The organism is Pseudomonas sp. KD5 (genome assembly GCF_012932895.1).
In the GTDB taxonomy this organism is placed as follows: Bacteria; Pseudomonadota; Gammaproteobacteria; order Pseudomonadales; family Pseudomonadaceae; genus Aquipseudomonas.
The window spans coordinates 30,333-51,617 of record NZ_JDWJ01000011.1; the positions used below are offsets into that span (position 1 = coordinate 30,333).

21 protein-coding genes are annotated in these 21,285 nt (G+C 61.0%); 5 read left to right on the forward strand and 16 right to left on the reverse strand.

What is annotated here, in order from left to right; genetic code table 11:
- Positions 1 to 80 precede the first annotated feature (80 nt).
- Together AF70_RS22845 and AF70_RS22850 are read left to right on the forward strand one after the other, a co-directional pair.
- A complete protein-coding gene (locus tag AF70_RS22845; RefSeq protein WP_019648184.1) occupies positions 81 to 620 on the forward strand; it encodes a TetR/AcrR family transcriptional regulator in 540 nt (179 codons plus the stop codon).
- Positions 621 to 792: 172 nt separating this feature from the next.
- On the forward strand, positions 793 to 4,263 hold the full coding sequence (locus AF70_RS22850; protein ID WP_028940030.1) for a PAS domain-containing hybrid sensor histidine kinase/response regulator: 3,471 nt from the start codon (positions 793 to 795) through the stop codon (positions 4,261 to 4,263).
- A 176-nt stretch (positions 4,264 to 4,439) separates the two neighbouring features.
- Here AF70_RS22850 and rmuC read toward each other — a convergent pair whose 3' ends face one another.
- The gene (gene rmuC, locus AF70_RS22855) at positions 4,440 to 5,804 is read right to left on the reverse strand and encodes a DNA recombination protein RmuC (RefSeq protein ID WP_169342498.1); all 1,365 of its coding nucleotides are present in this window, start codon (positions 5,802 to 5,804) and stop codon (positions 4,440 to 4,442) included.
- Positions 5,805 to 5,979: 175 nt separating this feature from the next.
- Positions 5,980 to 6,303 carry a hypothetical protein gene (locus AF70_RS22860; RefSeq protein ID WP_081625697.1) on the reverse strand — a complete coding sequence of 108 codons (324 nt, stop codon included), beginning with the start codon at positions 6,301 to 6,303 and terminating at the stop codon, positions 5,980 to 5,982.
- Between the two features lie 991 nt (positions 6,304 to 7,294).
- Here AF70_RS22860 and AF70_RS22865 point away from each other — a divergent pair.
- From AF70_RS22865 to AF70_RS22875, 3 genes are all read left to right on the forward strand, one after another.
- Entirely contained in the window at positions 7,295 to 7,519 is a 225-nt protein-coding gene (locus AF70_RS22865) for a hypothetical protein (protein ID WP_007898912.1), read from the forward strand.
- 275 nt (positions 7,520 to 7,794) lie between these two features.
- Complete coding sequence (locus AF70_RS22870) at positions 7,795 to 8,277, forward strand: hypothetical protein (protein WP_007936111.1); 483 nt, start codon at positions 7,795 to 7,797, stop codon at positions 8,275 to 8,277.
- 146 nt (positions 8,278 to 8,423) lie between these two features.
- Positions 8,424 to 9,692, forward strand: a complete 1,269-nt coding sequence (locus AF70_RS22875; protein ID WP_028940029.1) for an OmpP1/FadL family transporter — start codon at positions 8,424 to 8,426, stop codon at positions 9,690 to 9,692.
- Positions 9,693 to 9,781: 89 nt separating this feature from the next.
- On the opposite strand, the gene AF70_RS22880 is transcribed toward AF70_RS22875, so the two are convergent.
- The 14 genes from AF70_RS22880 to cobO form a co-directional block, all read right to left on the reverse strand.
- Complete coding sequence (locus AF70_RS22880; RefSeq protein ID WP_028940028.1) at positions 9,782 to 10,333, reverse strand: glutathione peroxidase; 552 nt, start codon at positions 10,331 to 10,333, stop codon at positions 9,782 to 9,784.
- A gap of 71 nt (positions 10,334 to 10,404) precedes the next feature.
- Positions 10,405 to 10,527 carry a hypothetical protein gene (locus AF70_RS29905; RefSeq protein ID WP_007936107.1) on the reverse strand — a complete coding sequence of 41 codons (123 nt, stop codon included), beginning with the start codon at positions 10,525 to 10,527 and terminating at the stop codon, positions 10,405 to 10,407.
- Entirely contained in the window at positions 10,524 to 11,732 is a 1,209-nt protein-coding gene (locus AF70_RS22885; RefSeq protein WP_019648170.1) for an MFS transporter, read from the reverse strand. Before AF70_RS22885 ends, AF70_RS29905 begins: the two co-directional genes overlap by 4 nt.
- A 52-nt stretch (positions 11,733 to 11,784) precedes the next feature.
- Positions 11,785 to 12,189 (reverse strand): MarR family winged helix-turn-helix transcriptional regulator, encoded by a 405-nt coding sequence (locus AF70_RS22890; protein WP_007898923.1) that lies wholly within the window; start codon positions 12,187 to 12,189, stop codon positions 11,785 to 11,787.
- Between the two features lie 228 nt (positions 12,190 to 12,417).
- Positions 12,418 to 13,149 (reverse strand): adenosylcobinamide-GDP ribazoletransferase, encoded by a 732-nt coding sequence (locus AF70_RS22895; RefSeq protein WP_019579646.1) that lies wholly within the window; start codon positions 13,147 to 13,149, stop codon positions 12,418 to 12,420.
- Between the two features lie 2 nt (positions 13,150 to 13,151).
- The gene (gene cobC, locus AF70_RS22900) at positions 13,152 to 13,727 is read right to left on the reverse strand and encodes an alpha-ribazole phosphatase family protein (RefSeq protein WP_019579645.1); all 576 of its coding nucleotides are present in this window, start codon (positions 13,725 to 13,727) and stop codon (positions 13,152 to 13,154) included.
- Positions 13,724 to 14,779 carry a nicotinate-nucleotide--dimethylbenzimidazole phosphoribosyltransferase gene (gene cobT, locus AF70_RS22905; protein WP_028940027.1) on the reverse strand — a complete coding sequence of 352 codons (1,056 nt, stop codon included), beginning with the start codon at positions 14,777 to 14,779 and terminating at the stop codon, positions 13,724 to 13,726. Before cobT ends, cobC begins: the two co-directional genes overlap by 4 nt.
- A complete protein-coding gene (cobU, locus tag AF70_RS22910; RefSeq protein WP_019579643.1) occupies positions 14,776 to 15,297 on the reverse strand; it encodes a bifunctional adenosylcobinamide kinase/adenosylcobinamide-phosphate guanylyltransferase in 522 nt (173 codons plus the stop codon). The genes cobT and cobU overlap by 4 nt, the downstream gene beginning before the upstream one ends.
- A gap of 42 nt (positions 15,298 to 15,339) precedes the next feature.
- Complete coding sequence (locus tag AF70_RS22915; protein WP_028940026.1) at positions 15,340 to 16,791, reverse strand: cobyric acid synthase; 1,452 nt, start codon at positions 16,789 to 16,791, stop codon at positions 15,340 to 15,342.
- On the reverse strand, positions 16,788 to 17,780 hold the full coding sequence (gene cobD, locus AF70_RS22920) for a threonine-phosphate decarboxylase CobD (RefSeq protein ID WP_019579641.1): 993 nt from the start codon (positions 17,778 to 17,780) through the stop codon (positions 16,788 to 16,790). The genes AF70_RS22915 and cobD overlap by 4 nt, the downstream gene beginning before the upstream one ends.
- Positions 17,773 to 18,681 (reverse strand): adenosylcobinamide-phosphate synthase CbiB, encoded by a 909-nt coding sequence (cbiB, locus tag AF70_RS22925; RefSeq protein WP_018925130.1) that lies wholly within the window; start codon positions 18,679 to 18,681, stop codon positions 17,773 to 17,775. Before cbiB ends, cobD begins: the two co-directional genes overlap by 8 nt.
- Positions 18,678 to 19,328, reverse strand: coding sequence for a 5,6-dimethylbenzimidazole synthase (gene bluB / locus AF70_RS22930; protein WP_019579639.1), 651 nt, complete (start codon positions 19,326 to 19,328; stop codon positions 18,678 to 18,680). Before bluB ends, cbiB begins: the two co-directional genes overlap by 4 nt.
- A complete protein-coding gene (locus tag AF70_RS22935) occupies positions 19,325 to 20,650 on the reverse strand; it encodes a cobyrinate a,c-diamide synthase (protein ID WP_028940025.1) in 1,326 nt (441 codons plus the stop codon). The genes bluB and AF70_RS22935 overlap by 4 nt, the downstream gene beginning before the upstream one ends.
- Positions 20,647 to 21,258: a cob(I)yrinic acid a,c-diamide adenosyltransferase gene (cobO, locus tag AF70_RS22940; protein ID WP_007936078.1), complete on the reverse strand. Its 612-nt coding sequence runs from the start codon at positions 21,256 to 21,258 to the stop codon at positions 20,647 to 20,649. The genes AF70_RS22935 and cobO overlap by 4 nt, the downstream gene beginning before the upstream one ends.
- Between the last annotated feature and the right edge of the window lie 27 nt (positions 21,259 to 21,285).

Consider the following 21,285-nt stretch of genomic DNA (forward strand, 5'->3'; position numbering starts at 1 on the left):
GCAAAAGCTAATTTTTTGCTTTTGCGGAGTGTGCTACTGGCTTTCTCTTAAAGCAAATTCTTTGTGTTAAGGTCCATCGCATGGCTATTAAAGAAGGTTTACGCCCTGGTGGCAGAAGTGCCAGGGTTCAAGAGTCGATTCATTCGGCCGTCCGCGCGCTCCTCGAAGAGCAAGACCGCGCCTGCGTGACGGTGCCGCAGATTGCCGCACGGGCCGGAGTGACGCCGTCGACCATTTACCGGCGCTGGGGTGATCTTTCGGCACTGTTGGCCGATGTCGCTCTCGCCCGCATGCGCCCCGACAGTGAGCCGGCCAATACCGGCAGCCTGCGCGGTGACGTGCGAGCCTGGGCGGAGCAGTATCTGGACGAAATGAGTTCCGAACCCGGGCGCAACATGATGCGCGACGTGCAATCCAGTGCCACGCCGGGCTATTGCGTGACGATCATTGGCGGGCAGTTGCAGACGATTCTGGATCGCTATCCCGATCAACCACGGCCAAGTGTCGACCGGCTGATCAATATGGTGGTGGCACCGACGGTGTTTCGCATCCTGTTTGCGGCGCAGGCGCTGGAGGTTGAAGAGTTGCATCGGTTGATCGATATTGCGTTGAGTCAGTAACGCCGCCTTCGCAGGCAAGCCTCGCTCCCGCAATGACGACCAGGATCTGACGGATACACAACCTGCGACACCCCGCCACGCCACGACCTTGGTCGACACTGACTAACTCAGGCGGTCATGCGAGACTGTCTGGATCGGGCGCAGTCCCGGATGTCTTTTGTCTGGAGTTCCCATGTCGCTGTCCACCGGGCTGATCGCCACTGTCGCCCTGGCCTATATGGCCATCCTGTTCGCCATCGCCTTTTACGGCGACCGTCGCAGCACGCCGTTGCCGCCACGGGTGCGTGCCTGGGTGTACAGCCTGTCGCTGGCGGTTTATTGCACCAGCTGGACGTTCTTTGGCGCCGTGGGCCAAGCGGCCGAACAACTCTGGTCCTTCCTGCCGATCTACCTCGGGCCGATCCTGCTGCTGGTGTGCGCGCCGTGGGTCCTGCAAAAAATGGTGATGATCAGCAAGCAGGAGAACATCACCTCCATCGCCGACTTCATCGCCGCCCGTTACGGTAAATCCCAGTCCCTGGCGGTAGTCGTCGCGCTGATTTGCCTGGTCGGCGTGCTGCCCTACATCGCCTTGCAGCTCAAGGGCATCGTGCTGGGCGTGAACCTGTTGATCGGCGCCGGCGCCGACGCCATGGGCACGCGCGCGCAGGACACGGCGCTGATCGTCTCCCTGGTACTGGCGCTGTTCACCATCGTTTTCGGTACCCGCAACCTCGACGCCACGGAACACCACCGCGGCATGGTGCTGGCGATTGCCTTTGAATCGCTGGTCAAGCTGTTCGCTTTTCTCGCGGTCGGCGCGTTCGTGACCTACGGCCTGTACGACGGTTTCGACGACCTGTTCGACCAGGCCATGCTCGCACCGCGCCTGGAAGAGTACTGGAAGGAAACCATCAACTGGCCGTCCATGGTGGTGCAGACCGGTGTGGCGATGATGGCGATCATCTGCCTGCCCCGGCAGTTCCACGTGACCGTGGTGGAAAACATCGACCCCCAGGATTTACGCCTGGCCAAGTGGGTGTTCCCGACGTATCTGGCGCTGGCGGCGCTGTTTGTGGTTCCGATTGCCCTGGCCGGTCAGATGTTGCTGCCCAGTTCGGTGCTGCCGGACTCATTCGTCATCAGCCTGCCTCTGGCCCAATCTCACCCTGCCCTGGCAATGCTGGCGTTCATCGGCGGCGCTTCGGCGGCGACCGGCATGGTGATCGTCGCCAGCGTGGCGCTGTCGACCATGCTCTCCAACGACATGCTGCTGCCATGGTTGCTGCGGCGCAACAACGCTGAACGGCCATTCGAAGTGTTCCGCCAGTGGATGCTTTCGGTGCGCCGGGTGAGCATCGTGGTCATTCTGCTGCTGGCCTACGTCAGCTATCGCCTGCTGGGCTCGACCGCGAGCCTGGCGACCATCGGCCAGATAGCATTCGCCGCCGTGACCCAACTGGCCCCGGCCATGCTCGGCGCGCTGTACTGGAAACAGGCTAACCGCCGTGGCGTATTCGCCGGGCTGGCCACCGGGACATTCCTCTGGTTCTACACCCTGGTGTTGCCGGTTGCCGCCAACAGCCTCGGCTTGCCCTTGAGCAGTTTTCCGGGCCTGGCCTGGCTGCAAAGCAATCCGCTGAACCTGCCGATCACGCCGCTGACTCAAGGCGTGGTGTTGTCCCTGGCGGGCAACTTCACCTTGTTCGCCTGGGTCTCGGTGCTGTCACGCACGCGGGTTTCGGAGCACTGGCAGGCCGGTCGTTTCATCGGCCAGGAAATCAGCCCCCGCCCCAGCGCCCGCTCGATGCTGGCGGTACAGATCGACGATTTGCTGCAACTGGCTGCCCGGTTTGTCGGCGAAGAACGGGCCCGTCAGAGCTTCATCCGTTTCGCCTACCGCCAGGGCAAAGGTTTCAACCCGAACCAGAACGCCGACGGTGAATGGATCGCCCATACCGAACGCTTGCTGGCCGGTGTACTCGGCGCCTCTTCGACTCGGGCGGTGGTAAAAGCCGCCATCGAAGGTCGGGAAATGCAACTGGAGGACGTCGTACGGATCGCCGACGAAACCTCGGAAGTGCTGCAATTCAACCGCGCCCTGCTGCAAGGCGCCATCGAGAACATCACCCAGGGCATCAGCGTGATCGACCAGTCGCTGAAACTGGTGGCCTGGAACCGGCGCTACCTGGAGCTGTTCAACTACCCCGACGGTTTGATCAGCGTCGGCCGGCCGATTGCCGACATCATTCGCTACAACGCCGAACGCGGCCTGTGTGGCCCCGGCGAAGCGGAAGTGCATGTCGCCCGCCGCTTGCACTGGATGCGTCAGGGCCGCGCCCATACCTCCGAGCGACTGTTCCCCAACGGCCGAGTGATCGAGCTGATCGGCAACCCGATGCCCGGCGGCGGTTTCGTCATGAGCTTCACCGACATCACCGCGTTCCGCGAAGCCGAGCAGGCGCTGACCGAAGCCAATGAAGGCCTTGAGCGGCGCGTCGCCGAACGGACCCACGAACTGTCGCAACTCAACCTTGCCCTGACCGAAGCCAAGGGCACCGCCGAATCGGCCAACCAGTCGAAAACCCGTTTCCTGGCCGCCGTCAGCCATGACTTGATGCAACCGCTGAACGCCGCGCGGCTGTTCTCTGCCGCCCTCTCCCATCAGGAAGAGGGTTTGTCCAGCGAAGCGCAGAAGCTGGTTCATCACCTGGACAGCTCACTGCGTTCGGCTGAAGACCTGATCAGTGATCTGCTGGATATTTCCCGTCTGGAAAGCGGCAAGATCAACCCTGATCGCAAGCCCTTCGTGCTCAATGAGTTGTTTGACACGCTGGGGGCCGAGTTCAAGGCACTGGCTCAGGAACAGGGGCTGAAATTCCGCGTCCGGGGCAGCACGCTACGGGTCGACAGCGACATCAAACTGCTGCGACGGATCTTGCAGAACTTCCTGACCAATGCCTTCCGCTACGCCAGAGGCCCCGTGCTGCTCGGCGTTCGGCGGCGCAACGGCGAGCTGTGCCTGGAGGTCTGGGACCGTGGACCGGGCATTCCGAAAGACAAACAACAGGTGATTTTCGAGGAGTTCAAACGCCTAGACAGCCACCAGACCCGGGCCGAGAAAGGCCTGGGCCTGGGACTGGCGATTGCCGATGGACTGTGCCGCGTGCTCGGTCACACTTTGCGCGTACGCTCCTGGCCGGGGCGCGGCAGTGTATTCAGTGTCAGCGTGCCATTGGCTCGGGCACAAGCCGCGGTGCCGGCCAAGGTTGCCGAACTCAATGGCCATTTGCTCGGCGGCGCGCAGGTGCTGTGCATCGATAACGAGGACAGCATCCTGATCGGCATGAACAGCCTGCTCACGCGCTGGGGTTGCCAGGTCTGGACCGCGCGCAACCGTGATGAATGCGCGACGCTGCTCAGCGACGGGATGCGCCCGCAGTTGGCGCTGGTGGATTACCACCTGGACGATGGCGAGACCGGAACCGACTTGATGGCGTGGTTGCGCACGCAGCTGGGCGAGCCGGTGCCGGGGGTGGTGATCAGTGCCGATGGACGGCCGGAGACCGTGGCCCGGGTGCATGCAGCGGGTCTGGATTACCTGGCCAAACCGGTTAAGCCGGCGGCGTTGCGGGCGTTGTTGAGTCGGCATTTGCCGCTGTAGTACGGCAAGTTTGGTACACACCACTGTGGCGAGGGGGCTTGCCCCCGTTGGGCTGCCAGCAGCCCTGATTTGTGCAGCTTCGGTGTTTCAGGCATACCGCTCTGCCTGCTTTGCGACTGCTTCGCAGCCGAACGGGGGCAAGCCCCCTCGCCACAGATGCTATCGAAAAAGATGGCTTATTCGGGCAACTCGGCCAAGCCATCGACATCCGTCATGGCCCGCTCCAGCAGGTCCGCCGGCAAGCTCTTGCTGGCCCGCGCGCCAAGCAATTTGAGCTGTTCGCTGCGACTGACCAGGTTGCCACGACCTTCTGTCAGCTTATTGCGGGCAGAGCTGTAGGCCTTGTCCAGTTGCTGCAAGCGATTGCCGACCTCGTCCAGATCCTGAATGAACAACACGAACTTGTCGTACAGCCACCCGGCGCGCTCGGCGATTTCCCGAGCGTTCTGGCTCTGGCGCTCTTGCTTCCACAGGCTGTCGATGACCCGCAAAGTGGCCAGCAACGTGGTCGGGCTGACGATCACGATGTTGCGGTCGAAGGCCTCTTGAAACAACGTCGGCTCTGCCTGTAACGCTGCGGAAAACGCCGCTTCGATCGGGACGAAAAGCAGGACGAAATCCAGGCTGTGCAGCCCGTCGAGCCGCTTGTAGTCCTTGCCGGCCAGGCCTTTGACATGATTGCGCAGGGACAGCACGTGCTGCTTGATGGCGATCTGGCCGATGCCATCGTCTTCGGCGGCTACATATTGCTGATAAGCCGTGAGACTGACCTTGGAATCGACCACAACCTGCTTGTCGCCAGGCAGGTAAATAATCACATCCGGCTGGAATCGCTCGCCGTCCGGCCCCTTTAGATTGACCTGGGTCTGGTACTCGCGCCCCTTCTCCAGGCCCGCGTGTTCAAGCACCCGTTCAAGAATCAGTTCACCCCAATTGCCTTGGGTTTTCTGCCCTTTCAAGGCGCGGGTGAGGTTGGTGGCTTCGTCGCTCAGGCGCAGGTTCAGTTGTTGCAGACGCTCCAGTTCCTTGGCCAGGGAAAAGCGCTCGCGGGCTTCGGCCTGATAACTTTCCTCGACGCGTTTTTCGAATGACTGAATGCGCTCCTTCAACGGATCGAGCAATTGCCCCAGACGCTGCTGACTGGTTTCGGCAAAACGTTGCTCGCGCTCGTCGAAGATCTTGCCCGCCAGCTCGGCGAATTGCGCTCGCAGTTCGTCTCGCGAGCCTTGCAGGTCGTTGAGACGCTGCTGATGGCTTTCCTGCTGCTCACGCAACTCGGCGTTGAGGGAGGCAGCCTGGGCGTCCAGGCGACGCAACTCAGCTTCTTTGCCGGCACGTTCGATGTTCCAGGCGTGGGCTGCGTCGCGCGCATCGTCGCGTTCGATCTGCAGCAATTCGACTTCACGGCGCAGGGCGGCCAGATCGGCCTGCTTGGCGGCGTTGGCCTGGCTCAAGTCAGCGACTTCATCCCGGCAGGTGTCGAGCTGGGCGTTCAAGCCATCCTGCGTCAATTGGGCCATGGCCAGGCGCTCTTCCAGCAATGCCAGTTCGGCCTGCCCTGTACTCGCCCGACGCTGAAGTTGCCAGGCCAGTACCAGCAACGGCAGTGCAGCGCCCGCCAGCCCCAGCAATGCGCTGGTCAAATCCATCGCCATAGCCACTCCTGCCGATTAGATAAAGCGTGAAGGTTAACCAAGGCGTCAGGTCTTGGACAGCTCAGTCTTCGATCAGCCCGAGTTCCTGCTGGGCGCGTCGGTCCCCGGCGCGCGCAGCCTGGCGCAACAGGTCCTGGCCGATACGGCGATCCCGGGCATTCCCGCATTCGCGGCACATCAATTGGCCGAGGCGGCTTTGCGCGGCCACTACGCCTTCACGGGCAGGTTGCTTGAGTAAACGTCCGGCGAAGTGTTTGACGTTGGGGTTTTCGCCCAGGCGCGGGCTGTCCAGTAGCCACTCGGCCACACGCATTGAAAAGCGCTTGGGTGGGTTAATGCTGGAGGATGTTGAAGCAGCGGAGACTGGTACTGAGCGAAACTTCATAAAGCACTGTGGGGCAAATCGGAAGGCGCGCACTCTACTCTTTTTTTCGCACAGGTAAAGTCGAAAAAAGCCTGCACGCCCGTCCTAGAGCAAGCGCTCGGGACAATCCACAGAAGCTGTGGATAACTCAGTGGACAACCGCCCTTGAAGTCGCGCAAAGCCGTGTGGAATGGGGCTCGCAGTCAAACTGACGATTTTTTCACCAGTAAAAAAAAGCGATGTTTTTCATTGACTTAAATTTTCGTTACAGGCACCCACCCCCGGTGAAGCGAGGATGACAGTGGGATGACAGTCCGCGCAACTAATGTGCACAAGTACCTGCGAGGCGGTTATATCGGTGCGCTTTTTCGGCGCGTTTTTCCGGTAACGCCTGGGGATAAACCCGGCAACCCGCGCCACAGATTGATCCTGGCTCGATCGCCCTCTCGGATCAACGGCCGTTTTTTGGGCTATTGCGGGGCACGTGTCGGCCGATGATATTTTCCGACAGCACTTGCGGATGTGGTCGGCCGGCACTTCAGTGTTTTTTTGCGAACAGGCTTCCCTTCGGCCATTCAATCCGTTAGTATCCGCGGCGTTAGTACCAAGCTGAAAGTCAATTCTGGTCGAACAAATCCCCCCGGTCAGCCTTCCCTGAGAGAAGCCTTCACCGACAAAGCGGGATCGACCACCTCGATGGTTTCCAGGTAAATCTTGCGTCAACACAGCCTTTGAATCGAAAGCAAAGGGTGTTGCGAAGTTCACTTACTCTGACCGAACCAACCTGCAAATTGATCAGGATCTTCACCCCGGGCCCAGAACCTTTGCCCCTGATGTGTTGCCTGCCCTCCTAAGTACCTACCTGCCAGCCCAAGCGCGCCAACTTATCAGCGCTTCAAACTGGCTGCTTTGTTCCAGTCGGGTTCTTCGTTCGACCAATGGTGGTCGTCGTCACTGGAACGTTTTAATTTTGCACGGTTCTTATCCGTGTCGCTTGTAGGAACACCCGATTATGTCTACTCAAATCCACACTCAGGATGCCATCCGCACCCTAACCAACGCTTTTGCACCAATGAACTGCCTGATCATGGCCGCTCGCAAAGGCTGCTTCAGCTTTACCCTGGTCAACGAACACGGCATCGCTCGTCACAGCGAACGCCTGTACCCCGATCAATACTCCAGCGCCGAGCCGCTGCAGGCTGTGATCGAGCGTACTCGCCAGGCACTGGTTGCCTGAGACGCCAGAAAGGCTGAAAACCTCAAAAGCCCTGCTTAAAAGCGGGGCTTTTTATTGCCCGATATTTCTCTTTTAGTCCCTATTGCCTAAGCACCAACCGATATAACGGTTATAACTCGAAGCCGGAAATATTTTAAAAACAGTCCTTTACAGCAAAATAATGACACTACACTTCAACTCAAGCGGCTTGATCCGCTTCCGGCGAGCCTGATTCGATCCACAGCTGCCAAGGCCCCCTTCAGGTATCGCCGACCACTTGATGTTTCGAGGGCGTTATGGGTATCGCTGCCAGCGAACTGTGCCGTTATGTGATCCGTCCGACATTAATCTACCTCGGACGCCATAGCGCGACTGCCGAATCCCTGCTGCTGGGCATCGCCGCCAGCCAGTCAGCCCTTGGTTCAGCCCTGCATGACCGCCGTGGACACGGCTTGTACCGAATCGCCGAACCCCGCCACCAGGCCCTCTGGGATCACTACCTGGCCCTGGACCCGGAGCGGGCGAGCCTGGTTCGCGGCCTGGCCAGCCAGCATGCTTTTCTCAGCGGACCGCACCTGGAATTGACCGTCAACCTGCGTTACGCCACAGCCATCGCCTGGCTGCTGGTAGAAGAACAGAACACTCCCCTCCCCGCCTCCGATGACCTGCTGGGAATGGCCCGAATTTGGCGCCAGACCTTCCAGCCCCAAGGTCGTTTGCGAGACTTCACCTACGCCTGGCAAACCTGTGTTTCATCGTTGAATCAGGTCGCCTGCTGATCCACCCATTTCCGAAGATCGCCCAACATGTCGCGATTTTGGTCGGATTGTCCTACAAAACCGCTCTAAATCAAGCGATACAGGCTATGGCGCCCGGACGAAAATGTTGGTAATTTTCGCTCCGGTGATCACCAGGAGTTCTAATAATGAAAAAAGTAATGCTCAAAACCACCCTTAGCCTCGCCGTTGCCTTGGCATCCACCCAGATCTTCGCCAGTGGCTTTGCCCTCAACGAACAAAGCATCAGCGGGATGGGGACAGGTTTTGCCGGGCGATCTTCTTCTGCCGACGACGCATCCACTGTTTTTGGTAACCCTGCCGGCATGTCTCGCCTCAAGCGCGAACAAGTGACCGGTGGTGTTGCATTTATCGACGCGCACGCTGACATCAGTGATGCCAGCTCCCGCCCGAATGGTGGTACCAACAAAGGTGACATGGTCCCTTTCATGGGCGTGCCCATGGGCTACTACGTAAAGCCACTCGATGACCAGTGGGCAGTCGGTTTCGGCGTCTATGCTCCATTCGGTCTGGTGACCGACTACGAGAACGGCTTCGCCGGCCGTTACTTTGGCAGTAAAAGCGAAGTCAAAATCGTGACTCTCCAGCCAACCATCAGCTACGCCTTCAACGACAAGGTGTCGATCGGTTTCGGTCCGACCATCAACCGCATTGACGGCACCCTGGAATCGAACCTGTCGCTAAACCCGCGCGCAGCGGACGGTAACGTCAAGATCAAAGGTGACGACACCGCGCTGGGATATAACATCGGCATCTTGGTACAAGCGACCGACAGCACTCGCGTTGGCCTGACCTACCACTCGAAAGTGAAGTACAAGCTCGAAGGTGACACCAAGGTCAACTACAGCCTCCTCGGGGCTCTGGGTCAGAACCCTAACCAGAAGTACGATGCATCCCTGGACATAACGACTCCTGAATCGGTTGATATCTCGCTCACTCATCAACTGGATGACAAGTGGACCCTCTACGCGGGCAGCACCTGGACTCGCTGGAGCCGCCTGAAAGAAATCTCCGTTGAGAACAGTGGCGTTCCTGCTGCCCTGAACGGCCGTTTTGGTACCATCACCGAAGAACAGAACTGGCATGACACCTGGGCTCACGCCATCGGTGCTTCGTACCAGTTGAACAAACAATGGGTTCTGCGTACCGGTCTGTCCGTCGACCAGGCACCAACCAACAACGAAAACCGCTCCCCGCGCATTCCAACTGGTGATCGCAAGATTTTCAGCATTGGTGCAGGCTGGAGCCCGACCGACGATCTGACCATCGATGTAGCGTACTCGTACCTGCGCGAAGAGTCGGTCAAGGTCAACAACAGCAACGGCCGCCAGAGCTACAACGCCAAGTATGAAAACTGGGCGAACGGTTTCGGTGTAGGCGCGACCTACCGTTTCTGATCATTCACGGCGAACCTGAACCCCTCGCCGCCTGAATTGAAAAAGCCCCGCACTCTTGTACAGAGGCGGGGCTTTTTAGTGCGCGTCGATCAGCGCTTCGAGGCCAGGGCTTTCTCCACCGCCTCGATGAACTCGGGATTGTCGGGCTTGGTCAGGCTGGAGAAATTGGCGATCACGTTGCCTTGGCGATCGACCACGTATTTGTAGAAATTCCACTTTGGGGAACTGCTTTGCTCGGCAAGGACCTTGAACAAATGCGTGGCGTCATCGCCGCGGACTTTCTGCGGTTCGGTCATGGTGAAGGTCACGCCGTAGTTCACGTAACAGACCTTGGCAGTCTCTGCGCCATCCTTGGCCTCTTGCCTGAAGTCATTGGATGGAACACCGATCACTTCAAGCCCTTGATCCTTGTAACGCTGATACAGCGCCTCAAGACCTTTGAACTGCGGGGCGAAGCCACAGAAGCTTGCGGTATTGACCACCACCAACGGTTTGCCGGCGAAGCGCTGGCACAAATCGATGGATTCCTTGGCGCGCAGCTTCGGCAATGAGCCTTGCAACAGCTCCGGGCATTCTGCTGCCTGAGCCAGCCCGGAAAAAAACATCAGCAACGCAGGAACTGCAAGCCAGCGCATCGGCATGTCGGTGCATCCTTGAGCAATCGTCAGAACGCGAAACTACTCGCCTTCGCCGCTCGCTAGCAAGCAGCTCGCTAGCAAGCACCCATGCCCAGCTGCATCAATGCCAGCCCACCCTGATGCCAGCCCCACCAAACCAGGGCCAGCAGCAATACGCCGACGGCGATGGCTGCCATCCGCGGCCAAAGACTGTTCATGCGGCACTCACTTGAGTTTGCAGGCGCGCCACCGGCTGCTCGCGCACTGGCCAGTTCAGGGCTGCGGCCATCAGACTCAAGAGAATCGCCACCTGCCAGATCAAGTCGTAGCTCCCGGTTCGGTCATACACCACCCCGCCCAACCAGCCGCCGAGGAACGAGCCCAGCTGGTGGAACAGGAAAACAATCCCGCCGAGCATGGACAGATTTCGGACACCAAACAAGGTTGCCACCGTGCCGTTGGTCAAGGGCACCGTCGACAACCAGAGAAAGCCCATGGCCATGCCGAACAAATAGGCCGTGACCTGAGTGACCGGCGCCCAGAGGAACAGCGCAATCACCACCGCCCGCAACAGATACAAACCGGTGAGCAAACGCGGCTTGGACATCCGCCCTCCAAGCCAGCCGGCGGTATAGGTACCGAAGATATTGAACAGCCCGATCAGCGCCAATACCGTGGTGCCGACGGAGGCTGGCAGGTGTTGATCCACCAGGTACGCTGGCAGGTGCACACCGATGAACACCACTTGAAAACCGCAGACAAAAAAGCCGAACGCCAACAACCAGAACCCTGAATGGGAGCAGGCTTCGTGTAGCGCTTCAGAGAGGGTTTGCTCATGCCCGAGCACCGGCAACGGCTTGTCTTTAAGCATGCTCACCAGCGGCACGATCAGCGCCACCAGCAGCCCCAGCACCAGCAATGCCGCAGACCAGCCCAGCCAGCCGATCAGCCCCAGTGTGCCGGGCAACATGGCGAATTGACCAAAGGAACCGGCAGCACTGGCGATCCCCATGCCCATGCTGCGTTTTTCCGGTGGTACGGCACGGCCGACCACGCCGAGGATCACCGAGAACGAGGTGCCGGACAGGCCGATACCGATCAACAACCCGGCGCTCAAGGACAAAGTCACCGCCGAATCGGACAACCCCATGAACACCAGACCCAGGGCGTACAGAACACCACCGATCAACACCACCTTCGCGGCGCCAAAGCGGTCGGCCAATGCGCCGGTGAACGGTTGAGCCAAACCCCAGATCAGGTTCTGCAGGGCAATGGCGAAGGCAAACACTTCGCGGCCCCAGCCGAATTCGGCACTCATCGGCGCCAGAAACAGCCCGAAGCCGTGGCGCACCCCCAGAGACAACGCCAGAATCAGCGCACTGCCCAACAGCACCCAACCGCACGTACGCCACATCGATGTCATTGTTGTTCTCCGGTAGCGGGTATATACCCGCTTAAGATCGAAAAAACTGGCCTCAAGCCAGTTCGTCCAGCAGTTTCAGCAAGGTTTCACGCTTCTCGGCACCCAGACGGTCGATCAACCGCTGTTGCGCCGCTTCCCAGGCCGGCAAGGCCGCTGCCAGACGTTCGCGCCCTGTCTCGGTGAGCAGGACGATGCGATTGCGCATGTCTTCGCCCTCGACCAGCGTCACCAGACCTTCACCTTCCAGCACCCGTAGATTGCGCCCCAGGGTGCTGCGATCCAGGCCCATGGCCTCGGCCAGTGTCGAGATGCTCGGCTGATCCAGACGCTGCAGGTTGCACAGCAGAGAATACTGGGCAACGTTGATCCCGAAGCCGTCGAGCGCGCCGTCGTAATGCCTGCTGACGCCACGAGCGGCGCGACGCAGGTTAGTGCACAAACATTGAGAAGGAAGCATGGTGCGTGTATATACCCGCGGTTAAATGAAAGCAAATATTTCGACGCATTTTACCTGTAGCAGCTGGCGAAGCCTGCGTTCGGCTGCGCAGCAGTCGTAAAATCAGAACTTGCGGTGCATCAGGCAGACCGCCTCAGCCGAACTCGCGACTGCTTCGCAGCCGAACGCAGCCTCGCGAGCTCGGCAGCTGCTACAAAGAGTGTGCTAAAGCCTCGCCTCTACGAAAATTCAGAGCAGTGCCAATCCCACCAGCAACGCCACTTCCAGCAACTCCAGCAACGCTCCGGCAGTGTCGCCAGTCGTCCCGCCCAATCGCCGCATCATGACTTGCCGCAACCAGACAAACACCACCGCTGCCAGCGCAAGCGCCCACACACCGCTGAGGCCCGCGATCAACACACAGGCCACCGCACCGATCACCAACACCTGTTTCCCGGCCAAACGCGGCAGATGATCGGCCAGCGCCTGCCCCAATCCACCGCGACGCACGTAAGGTGTGGTCAGGAATAATCCCAACAGCGCGCTGCGAGCAATCAGTGGAACGATGATCAACACCACGCTGTGCTGCTGCTCGATCAACGCCAGCAACGCAGCGAACTTGAGCAGCAACACCAGCACCAGCGTCACCACCGCGATCGGCCCACTGCGCGGGTCTTTCATGATCGTGAGAGTGCGCTCACGGTCGCCATAACCGCCGAGCCACGCATCGGCGCTATCGGCCAGGCCATCCAAGTGCAACGCGCCACTGAGCAACACCCACACGGTCAGCAGCAACGCCGCGTGAAGCAACACTGGCGCACCCTGCAACAGCCCGTTCAACGCCCACAGAATGGCACCGAACAGCACGCCGACCAGCGGATAAAACAGCAGCGACCGGCCCAACTCCTCGGGCGTCGGCATGCCCGGCAGGCGAATCGGCAGGCTGCTCAGAAATTGCAGGGCGATCCAGAACGGCAACATGATCAGATCGCTTCCCTTAACAAGGCGCCGGATTCAACCGTCAACGAGAACAACGCGCCATGGCCGACCTCAACGTTGAGCAACTGCTCACGCGGCAATCCGCGCGCTTGCGCCAGCAACAATCGCATGACGCCGCCATGGCTGACCAGCAGGACCCGCTCACCCGCATAGGCCGCGTGCAACCGCTCAATGGCCGCCAACACCCGCGTCGAAAAGTCGGCAACCGGCTCACCATCAGGCGGCGTAAACGAATAGGGATCGGCCCAGAACAAGCCCAATGCCTCGGCACTGGTTTCCATCAGTGCCGCGGCGCTCTGCCCTTCCCAGGCGCCGAAGTGCAGCTCTTGCAGATCCTTTTCCAGCTGCACCGGCAACCCCAGTTGCGCCCCAAGTTCTTCGGCAAAGCGTGCGCAACGCTGCAACGGCGAGCTGACCAAGCGATCCCAAGGGCCCTGCTCGACCACCGCAGCGCGCATCTGCTCCCAGCCCTTGCCGGTCAGCGCGTCATCGAGACTGCCGCGCAGGCCGCCACCGAGTTCGGTTTCGCCATGACGCAACAGGTCCAGGTGCAAGGTCATGCCGGGCGATCCGCCACTGCGGCTTCGGCGAATGTTGCCATCTGCCCGTGCAGGTCGCAGGCCAGGCGCAGCAATGGCACGGCCAACGCTGCACCACTGCCCTCGCCCAACCGCAGACCGAGGTCCAGCAACGGTTCGGCGTTCAAGGTTTCCAGCACATGGCGATGACCCGGCTCGGCACCACGATGACCGAACAGCAACCACTCACGACAGGCCGGATTCAGACGCACCGCCACCAGCGCGGCGACGCTGCAAATAAACCCGTCGACCAACACCGCGACACCTTCCTGAGCACAAGCCAGGTACGCGCCAACCAGCGCAGCGATTTCGAAACCACCGAGGTTGAACAAGGTTTGCAGCGCATCGTCACGCTGAGCACCATGCAACGCCAAGGCGCGCTCGATAACCAGGGCTTTGTGGCTGACACCCGCCGCGTTCAATCCGGTGCCCGGCCCGACCAGGTGCACCACCGGGCAATCGAGCAAAGCACAAGCCAACGCGCTGGCCGCCGTGGTGTTGCCGATGCCCATTTCGCCACCGATGAACAACTGCGCGCCTGCTGCAATGGCGCGCTGCACACTGTCGCGACCAGCCTGCAAGGCGAGTTCGCCCTGGGCCTGAGTCATCGCCGGGCCCTGGACGAAATTCGCCGTGCCCGGGCCGATGTTCAGGTGACGCACACCCGGCAGATTCAACGACGGCGTAACGGTGCCGAGGTCGACCACTTCAAGGGACGCCCCCAACTGCCGCGCCAACACGCTGATCGCCGCACCGCCGCTGACGAAGTTGTGCAGCATCTGCCCGGTGACTTCCTGCGGAAACGCCGACACCCCTTCGGCGACCACGCCATGGTCACCGGCAAAAATCGCGATCCACAGCTGATCGAGGGTCGGCTTGACCTGCCTCTGCAACCCGGCCAGTTGCACCGCCACCGCTTCGAGCTGGCCGAGGGAACCGGCGGGCTTGGTCAATTGCTGCTGACGTGCCTGCGCCAGTTCGACCACTTGCGTATCGATTGGCTTGCACGGGTTCAGCCACCAGGTGTGAGTCATAACGCAGTTCCTTTCAAAGTCAGGGGCAGGCCGGCGACGGTCAGGACGACACGTTGGCAGCGCTCGGCCAAGGCTTGATGCAGCCAACCGGCTTCATCGACATAGCGGCGAGTCAATTCGCCCAGCGGCACGACACCCATTCCGGTCTCGTTGCTGACAAAAATGATTTCACCCGGCAACGACGCCAGGCAGTCCAGCAGGGCTTCGCGCTCGGCCGACAGGCGCTCGGCGTTATCGAGCATCAGCAGATTGGTCAGCCACAGCGTCAGGCAATCCACCAGCAGGCAACGATCGGCATTGGCGCTTTCGCGCAGTACGCGAGCCAGCTCCAGCGGTTCCTCGATCAACGCCCATTCGGCCGGACGACGGGCACGGTGATGGGCCACCCGCTCGTTCATTTCACCGTCCAGGGGTTGGCTGGTGGCGATGTAAGTGACGTGGAGCTGACTGTCCGTCGCCAGCTTTTCAGCCAGACGACTTTTGCCGGAGCGGGCGCCGCCGAGGATCAGTTGCAGCATGGTTCATTCCTTAAAATCTTCGATGAGGCCAGTGCAGCCACCTCAAAAACCGCAGAGCTCACGCAACAGCGAGGTATCCAGATGCTTCTCCACCAGATCCGCCAACCGCTCGATATCGCGCTCGCGCAACCCGTGGTAATCCACCTCCTGCACCTCCTGCAAACCAGCCCAGCGCAATAGTGCACTGCACGCCGCCGGTGATTCGAACAGGCCATGCAGGTACGTACCGAAAATCTGCCCATCGGCACTTTGCGCACCATCGCAGCGACCATCGTCCAGCTGCACGGCGGCGTTTTCCAGCGCCGGCCCGGTGGTCACGCCGGCATGAATTTCATAGCCGCTGACCTGCGCATCTTCCAGCGCCAGACGCCCACGTACGTTGCGCAACTGCTTCTCTTCTTCGAGCTGCGTTTCGAACGCCAGCAAACCCAAACCGGCACTGGAACCCGGCGCGCCTTCGAGGCCCAACGGGTCATGCACCTGTTCGCCGAGCATTTGCAGGCCGCCGCAGATTCCCAGCACTTTACCGCCGTAGCGCAAGTGCCGCGCGATCGCCGAGTCCCAGCCGTTGCTCCGCAGGTACGCGAGGTCGCTGCGCACGCTTTTCGAGCCAGGGAGAATTATCAGGTCGGCCGGCGGAATTGCCTGGCCGGGGCCGATGAATTGCAGGTCCACTTGCGGATGCAGGCGCAGTGGATCGAAATCGGTGTGGTTGCTGATGCGCGGCAGTACCGGCACCACCACGTTGAGCACTTGATCGGCCTTGTCGGTCTGACGCTGATCGAGGCCGTCCTCGGCCTCAAGGTGTAGGTCCATCACATAAGGCAACACGCCGATCACCGGTTTGCCGGTGCGCGCCTCCAGCCAGTCCAGCCCCGGTTGCAGCAAGGCGATGTCGCCGCGAAAGCGGTTGATGATGAAGCCTTTGACCCGCGCCTGTTCGCTCGGCGACAGCAGCTCCAGCGTACCGACCAAATGCGCGAAAACTCCGCCGCGATTGATGTCGGCAATCAGCACCACCGGGCAGTCCACCGCCTCGGCAAACCCCATGTTGGCGATGTCGCCGGCACGCAGGTTGATCTCGGCCGGCGAGCCCGCCCCTTCGACCATCACCAGCGGATACGCCGCGCTCAGCCGTTCATGGGAGGCCAGCACCGCCTGCATGGCGATGGCTTTGTAGTCGTGATAGGCCACGGCATTCATGGTGGTGACGGCGCGACCATGGATGATCACTTGGGCGCCGGTATCACTGTTGGGTTTAAGCAGCACCGGGTTCATGTCGGTGTGCGGTTCAAGGTTTGAAGCCTGGGCCTGCACCGCCTGAGCGCGACCGATCTCGCCACCGTCGGCGGTCACCGCACTGTTGAGGGCCATGTTCTGCGGCTTGAACGGCACCACCCTCGCGCCTTGGCGCGTGACCCAGCGACACAGTGCCGTCACCAGTGTGCTTTTACCGGCGTCGGATGTGGTGCCTTGCACCATCAACGTTGTCATGGGTTTTCCTTGGCATAGATTTGCAGGGCTTGTTCGAGGCGCGACCAGTCCGCTTCATCCGCAGGTAAACCAAAACGCAGGCTGCTGTTGTGGGTGAACAACCGCAGCAGAATGCCGCGCCGGGCCATGAATTCATGCAGCGCTTCGGCGCGCTCGGTGATCAACCACTGGAACAACGCGCAACCGCCCTGTGGCTTGAAACCATACTGCTCAAGCAGCAACGCCAGACGCTCGCCAGCTTCGTCAGTGCGAATGCGCTGTCGGGTGTGCCCGTGCGTATCCGTCAGGCAAGCCTGGCCCAGTACGCGGGTCGGCCCACTGACCGCCCAGGGTCCGACCTGCTCGGCCAACAGTTTGAGCAACTTGCGCTCGGCCAGCACAAACCCTAGCCGCACACCGGCCAGGCCGAAAAACTTGCCGAAGGAACGCAGCACGATCAAGCCGATCTGGTTGGTGAACGGTGCCAGACTCAAATGCGGTGTGTTGTCCATGAACGCTTCGTCCACCACCAGCCAGCCACCGCGCTGGGCCAGCCGCGCATGCCAATCCAGCAGGCGGGCCGGGGTCAGGCTCAGGCCTGTGGGATTGTTCGGATTGACCACCACCAGCACGTCGAGGTTGTCGAGAAAGAAATCGACTTCCGACTCCAGGACTTCACGCACGACATAACCGTTGCGACGCCAGGCTTCGGCGTGCTCGGCGTAACACGGTGACAGCACACCGACCTTGCCGGCCCGGCGCAAACGCGGCAGCAACTGAATCGCCATTTGCGAACCGGCCACTGGCAACACCTGGGCCGCACCGTAATAGTCACAGGCGGCTTGCTCCAGACCGTCATCGGTTTCCGGCAGACGTGCCCAGGCCCGCAGCGGGATGTCCGGGACCGGGAATGGCCAGGGCGCAAGTCCACTGGACAGGTCGAGCCAATCGGCTTCGGCGATACCGTATTCAAGTGCTGCCTTGCGCAACCGGCCACCGTGTTCAAGCATAGAATTCAGCCCCCACGCAGAGAATCAGCAGCCATAACCATACCCCGCGCTGGACCAATTGCCAGCCACGGTCGATGGAATCGGCATCCGCCGGCACGCCTTCGCCCAACTGCGGACGCTGATGCAGTTCGCCGTGATAAATCGCCGCTCCGCCCAACTCGACACCCAACGCACCGGCACCAGCCGCCATCACCGGCCCGGCATTCGGGCTGTCCCAGGTCGGCCCCTGGGTGCGCCAGCATTTCAGCGCCAGTCGGGTTTTGCCCAACAGTGCGTAGGTCAACGCCACCAGGCGTGCAGGAATGTAGTTCAGGACATCGTCGATCTTTGCGGCAGCCCAGCCGAAACGCTCGAAGCGTTCGTTGCGATAACCCCACATCGCATCCAGGGTGTTGCTCAGACGATAGAGCACCACACCGGGCGCACCCGCCACAGCAAACCAGAACAGCGCGGCGAACACTGCATCGCTGCCGTTCTCCAACACCGATTCGGTGGCGGCGCGGGCGACTTCGGTTTTGTCCAGTTCGCTGGTCTGGCGGCTGACCAGATAACCGACACGTGTGCGCGCCTCAACCAGATCATCGCTGCGCAGGGCCTTGGCCACCGGCTCGACATGCTCGCCGAGGCTGCGCATGCCAAGCGCGCAATAGAGCGCGAGAATCTCGACGATCCAGCCAACGTAAGGTGCCCAGGACAGCGCGGTGACCAGCAAGGTCAGCGGCACGACCGCCATCACCCAAGCCGTCACCCCGTGACTGCGCCAGCCGCGGCCAGCGGAGTTGAAACGTTGTTCGATGCGATCGGCAAAACGACCGAACGCCACCAGCGGATGCCAGCGCTTGGGTTCACCCAGCAGCGCATCCAGCGCGACCGCGGCGACACTCAACAACGCCACACTCATTGACTCACTCCCCAATAATTTTCATACAGCAACTCGTTGAGCGGACGCGCTTGCGCCCAGCCTTCGAGTACCAGCATCGGCGCTGGATAGAATTCCTTGACCGGCCCCAGGCAAAGAACAGCCAAGGGCTTGGCCCCGACCGGTAAACCCAGTAAGTCTGCCAGGGCTTGCGGATCGAACAGCGACACCCAGCCCATGCCCAGGCCTTCGGCGCGGGACGCCAGCCAAAGGTTCTGGATGGCACAGGACAGCGAGGCCATGTCCATTTCCGGCAACGTACGACGGCCGAAGATATACCGCTCGCGATCGTCCATCAGCGCGGCGACCAGCACTTCGGCGCAGTCTTGGATGCCTTCGACCTTGAGCTTCATGAATTCGTCGGAGCGCTCGCCGAGGGCTTCGGCGGTGCGGACGCGTTCTTCCTCCACCAGTTGCTGGATCTTGCCGCGCAGCGCTCGGTCGCTGATGCGGATGAACCGCCAGGGCTGCATCAGGCCGACGCTCGGCGCCTGGTGCGCGGCTTCGAGCAGGCGCCTCAGTAACTCGGGCTCGACTGTACCGCCACTGAAGTGGCGCATGTCACGGCGTTCGCCGATGGCTCGGTAGACCGCATCGCGCTCGGCTTCGGAAAAGGCGTTTTCTGTCATGGCCTGCTCGCGATGGCGGCTTCACGATCGGGCGCCAACAACGCAGCAATCGCCGCCGGGTTGGACGGAAAATAAAAGTGCACATAAGAGGCCGTCATCCGCCCCTCACGATAAACCGCCTCCGCCCCTCGCCCGCCATTGGGGCTCAGGCCACGCGCAATCGGCTCAAGCTCGGTGCTGGTCAGCGAGTGGTGATAAGTGTGTCCACGCAGCAAACCTTCAGGCAGTTCCACCGCCTGCAAAGCCAACGCCGCCAAACGCTTCTGCATCACCGCATCACCGGCCAGCAAGCCAACCAGTTCAGCGCGAGTACCCTCGACATCGGTCAACGAGTCCAGCAGGTACAACATGCCGCCACACTCGGCCAGCAACGGTTTGCCCGCCGCGTGGTGATCGCGAATGGCGGTCAGCATTGGCGTGTTTTGTGACAACGCCACATGGTGCAATTCAGGGTAACCGCCCGGCAGATAAAGGCTGTCTGCCGCCGGCAACTCGCGGTCGCGGATCGGCGAGAAGAAAGACAACTCGGCGCCCATGGCCCGCAGCAGATCCAGGCTCGCGCCGTAGGTAAACGCGAAGGCTTCGTCCCGGGCCACGGCAATCCGCACACCGGCCAGCAACGGTTCAGCGGCGATCATTTCAGGTGCGGCGAATTCCACGGCCGGCGGTAACGCCACGTCGCAACTGCTGGCCAGCGAGGCGGCGGCTGCATCGAGGCGCAGATCGAGATCATTCAATTCGCTGGCCTGTACCAGACCGAGGTGCCGACTCGGCAATTCGATGCCGGTCTCCCGGGACAACGCGCCGTACCAACGCAAGCCTTCTGTCAGACTGCCTTCGAGCAATTGCGCATGACGCAGGGTGCCAACCCGGTTGGCCAACACACCGGCAAACGGCAAATCCGGCTGATAGCACGCAAGCCCCAGGGCCAGTGCGCCAAAGGTCTGCGCCATCGCGGTGCCGTCAATCACGCCGAGCACCGGCACACCAAAATGCCGCGCCAGGTCGGCACTGGACGGTGTACCGTCGAACAGCCCCATGACGCCTTCGATGAGGATCAGGTCAGCTTCACCAGCGGCTTCCCACAACAGACGACGACTTTCCTGCTCGCCAACCATCCACATGTCCAGCTGATAAACCGGCGCACCGCTGGCGCGCTCGAGAATCATCGGGTCGAGAAAGTCCGGGCCGCATTTGAACACGCGCACCTTGCGCCCCTGATTGCGATGCAAACGGGCGAGCGCGGCGGTGACGGTGGTCTTGCCCTGACCGGAGGCCGGCGCGGCAATCAGTACCGCCGGGCATTGACGTGGTTGATTCACAACTCGACGCCTTTTTGCGCTTTGATCCCGGCCTGGAAAGCGTGCTTGATCATGCCCATTTCGGTGACGGTGTCAGCCAGTTCGATCATCTCCGGTTTGGCGCCACGGCCAGTGACCACCACATGCTGCATCGGCGGACGGGCCTGCAAGTCGCTGAGCACCTGATCGAGATCGAGGTAACCGTGCTTGAGGGCGATGTTCAACTCATCAAGTACCACCAGGCCGATCGACGGATCGCTCAACAGTTCGCGGGACACCGCCCACGCAGCTTCGGCGGCGGCGATGTCACGCTGGCGGTCCTGGGTTTCCCAGGTGAAGCCCTCGCCCATCACATGAAAACGCACTTGCTCCGGAAAACGCCGGAAGAACAATTCCTCGCCGGTGCTGCTGCGCCCCTTGATGAACTGCACCACGCCGCATTGCATACCGTGGCCCATGGAGCGCGCCAGCATGCCGAACGCCGAACTGCTTTTGCCTTTACCGTTGCCGCTCAGCACCAGCAGCAGGCCGCATTCATTCGGCGAATTGGCGATGCGTTCGTCGATCACGGCTTTTTTGCGCAGCATGCGCGCCAGATGGCGTTCGTCACGATCAGGGGTATCAGTCATGGGGGAGCTCTCCGTTGAGGCTGGATA

Excerpts from the sequence above, each read along its gene's own strand:
- AF70_RS22845 (WP_019648184.1), top strand. The coding sequence starts at position 81 with ATGGCTATTAAAGAAGGTTTACGCCCTGGTGGCAGAAGTGCCAGGGTT.
- AF70_RS22850 (WP_028940030.1), top strand. The coding sequence starts at position 793 with ATGTCGCTGTCCACCGGGCTGATCGCCACTGTCGCCCTGGCCTATATG.
- AF70_RS22860 (WP_081625697.1), bottom strand. The coding sequence starts at position 6,303 with ATGAAGTTTCGCTCAGTACCAGTCTCCGCTGCTTCAACATCCTCCAGC.
- AF70_RS22865 (WP_007898912.1), top strand. The coding sequence starts at position 7,295 with ATGTCTACTCAAATCCACACTCAGGATGCCATCCGCACCCTAACCAAC.
- AF70_RS22870 (WP_007936111.1), top strand. The coding sequence starts at position 7,795 with ATGGGTATCGCTGCCAGCGAACTGTGCCGTTATGTGATCCGTCCGACA.
- AF70_RS22875 (WP_028940029.1), top strand. The coding sequence starts at position 8,424 with ATGAAAAAAGTAATGCTCAAAACCACCCTTAGCCTCGCCGTTGCCTTG.
- AF70_RS22880 (WP_028940028.1), bottom strand. The coding sequence starts at position 10,333 with ATGCCGATGCGCTGGCTTGCAGTTCCTGCGTTGCTGATGTTTTTTTCC.
- AF70_RS29905 (WP_007936107.1), bottom strand. The coding sequence starts at position 10,527 with ATGAACAGTCTTTGGCCGCGGATGGCAGCCATCGCCGTCGGCGTATTG.
- AF70_RS22885 (WP_019648170.1), bottom strand. The coding sequence starts at position 11,732 with ATGACATCGATGTGGCGTACGTGCGGTTGGGTGCTGTTGGGCAGTGCG.
- AF70_RS22890 (WP_007898923.1), bottom strand. The coding sequence starts at position 12,189 with ATGCTTCCTTCTCAATGTTTGTGCACTAACCTGCGTCGCGCCGCTCGT.
- AF70_RS22895 (WP_019579646.1), bottom strand. The coding sequence starts at position 13,149 with ATGTTGCCGTTCTGGATCGCCCTGCAATTTCTGAGCAGCCTGCCGATT.
- cobC (WP_019579645.1), bottom strand. The coding sequence starts at position 13,727 with ATGACCTTGCACCTGGACCTGTTGCGTCATGGCGAAACCGAACTCGGT.
- cobT (WP_028940027.1), bottom strand. The coding sequence starts at position 14,779 with ATGACTCACACCTGGTGGCTGAACCCGTGCAAGCCAATCGATACGCAA.
- cobU (WP_019579643.1), bottom strand. The coding sequence starts at position 15,297 with ATGCTGCAACTGATCCTCGGCGGCGCCCGCTCCGGCAAAAGTCGTCTG.
- AF70_RS22915 (WP_028940026.1), bottom strand. The coding sequence starts at position 16,791 with ATGACAACGTTGATGGTGCAAGGCACCACATCCGACGCCGGTAAAAGC.
- cobD (WP_019579641.1), bottom strand. The coding sequence starts at position 17,780 with ATGCTTGAACACGGTGGCCGGTTGCGCAAGGCAGCACTTGAATACGGT.
- cbiB (WP_018925130.1), bottom strand. The coding sequence starts at position 18,681 with ATGAGTGTGGCGTTGTTGAGTGTCGCCGCGGTCGCGCTGGATGCGCTG.
- bluB (WP_019579639.1), bottom strand. The coding sequence starts at position 19,328 with ATGACAGAAAACGCCTTTTCCGAAGCCGAGCGCGATGCGGTCTACCGA.
- cobO (WP_007936078.1), bottom strand. The coding sequence starts at position 21,258 with ATGACTGATACCCCTGATCGTGACGAACGCCATCTGGCGCGCATGCTG.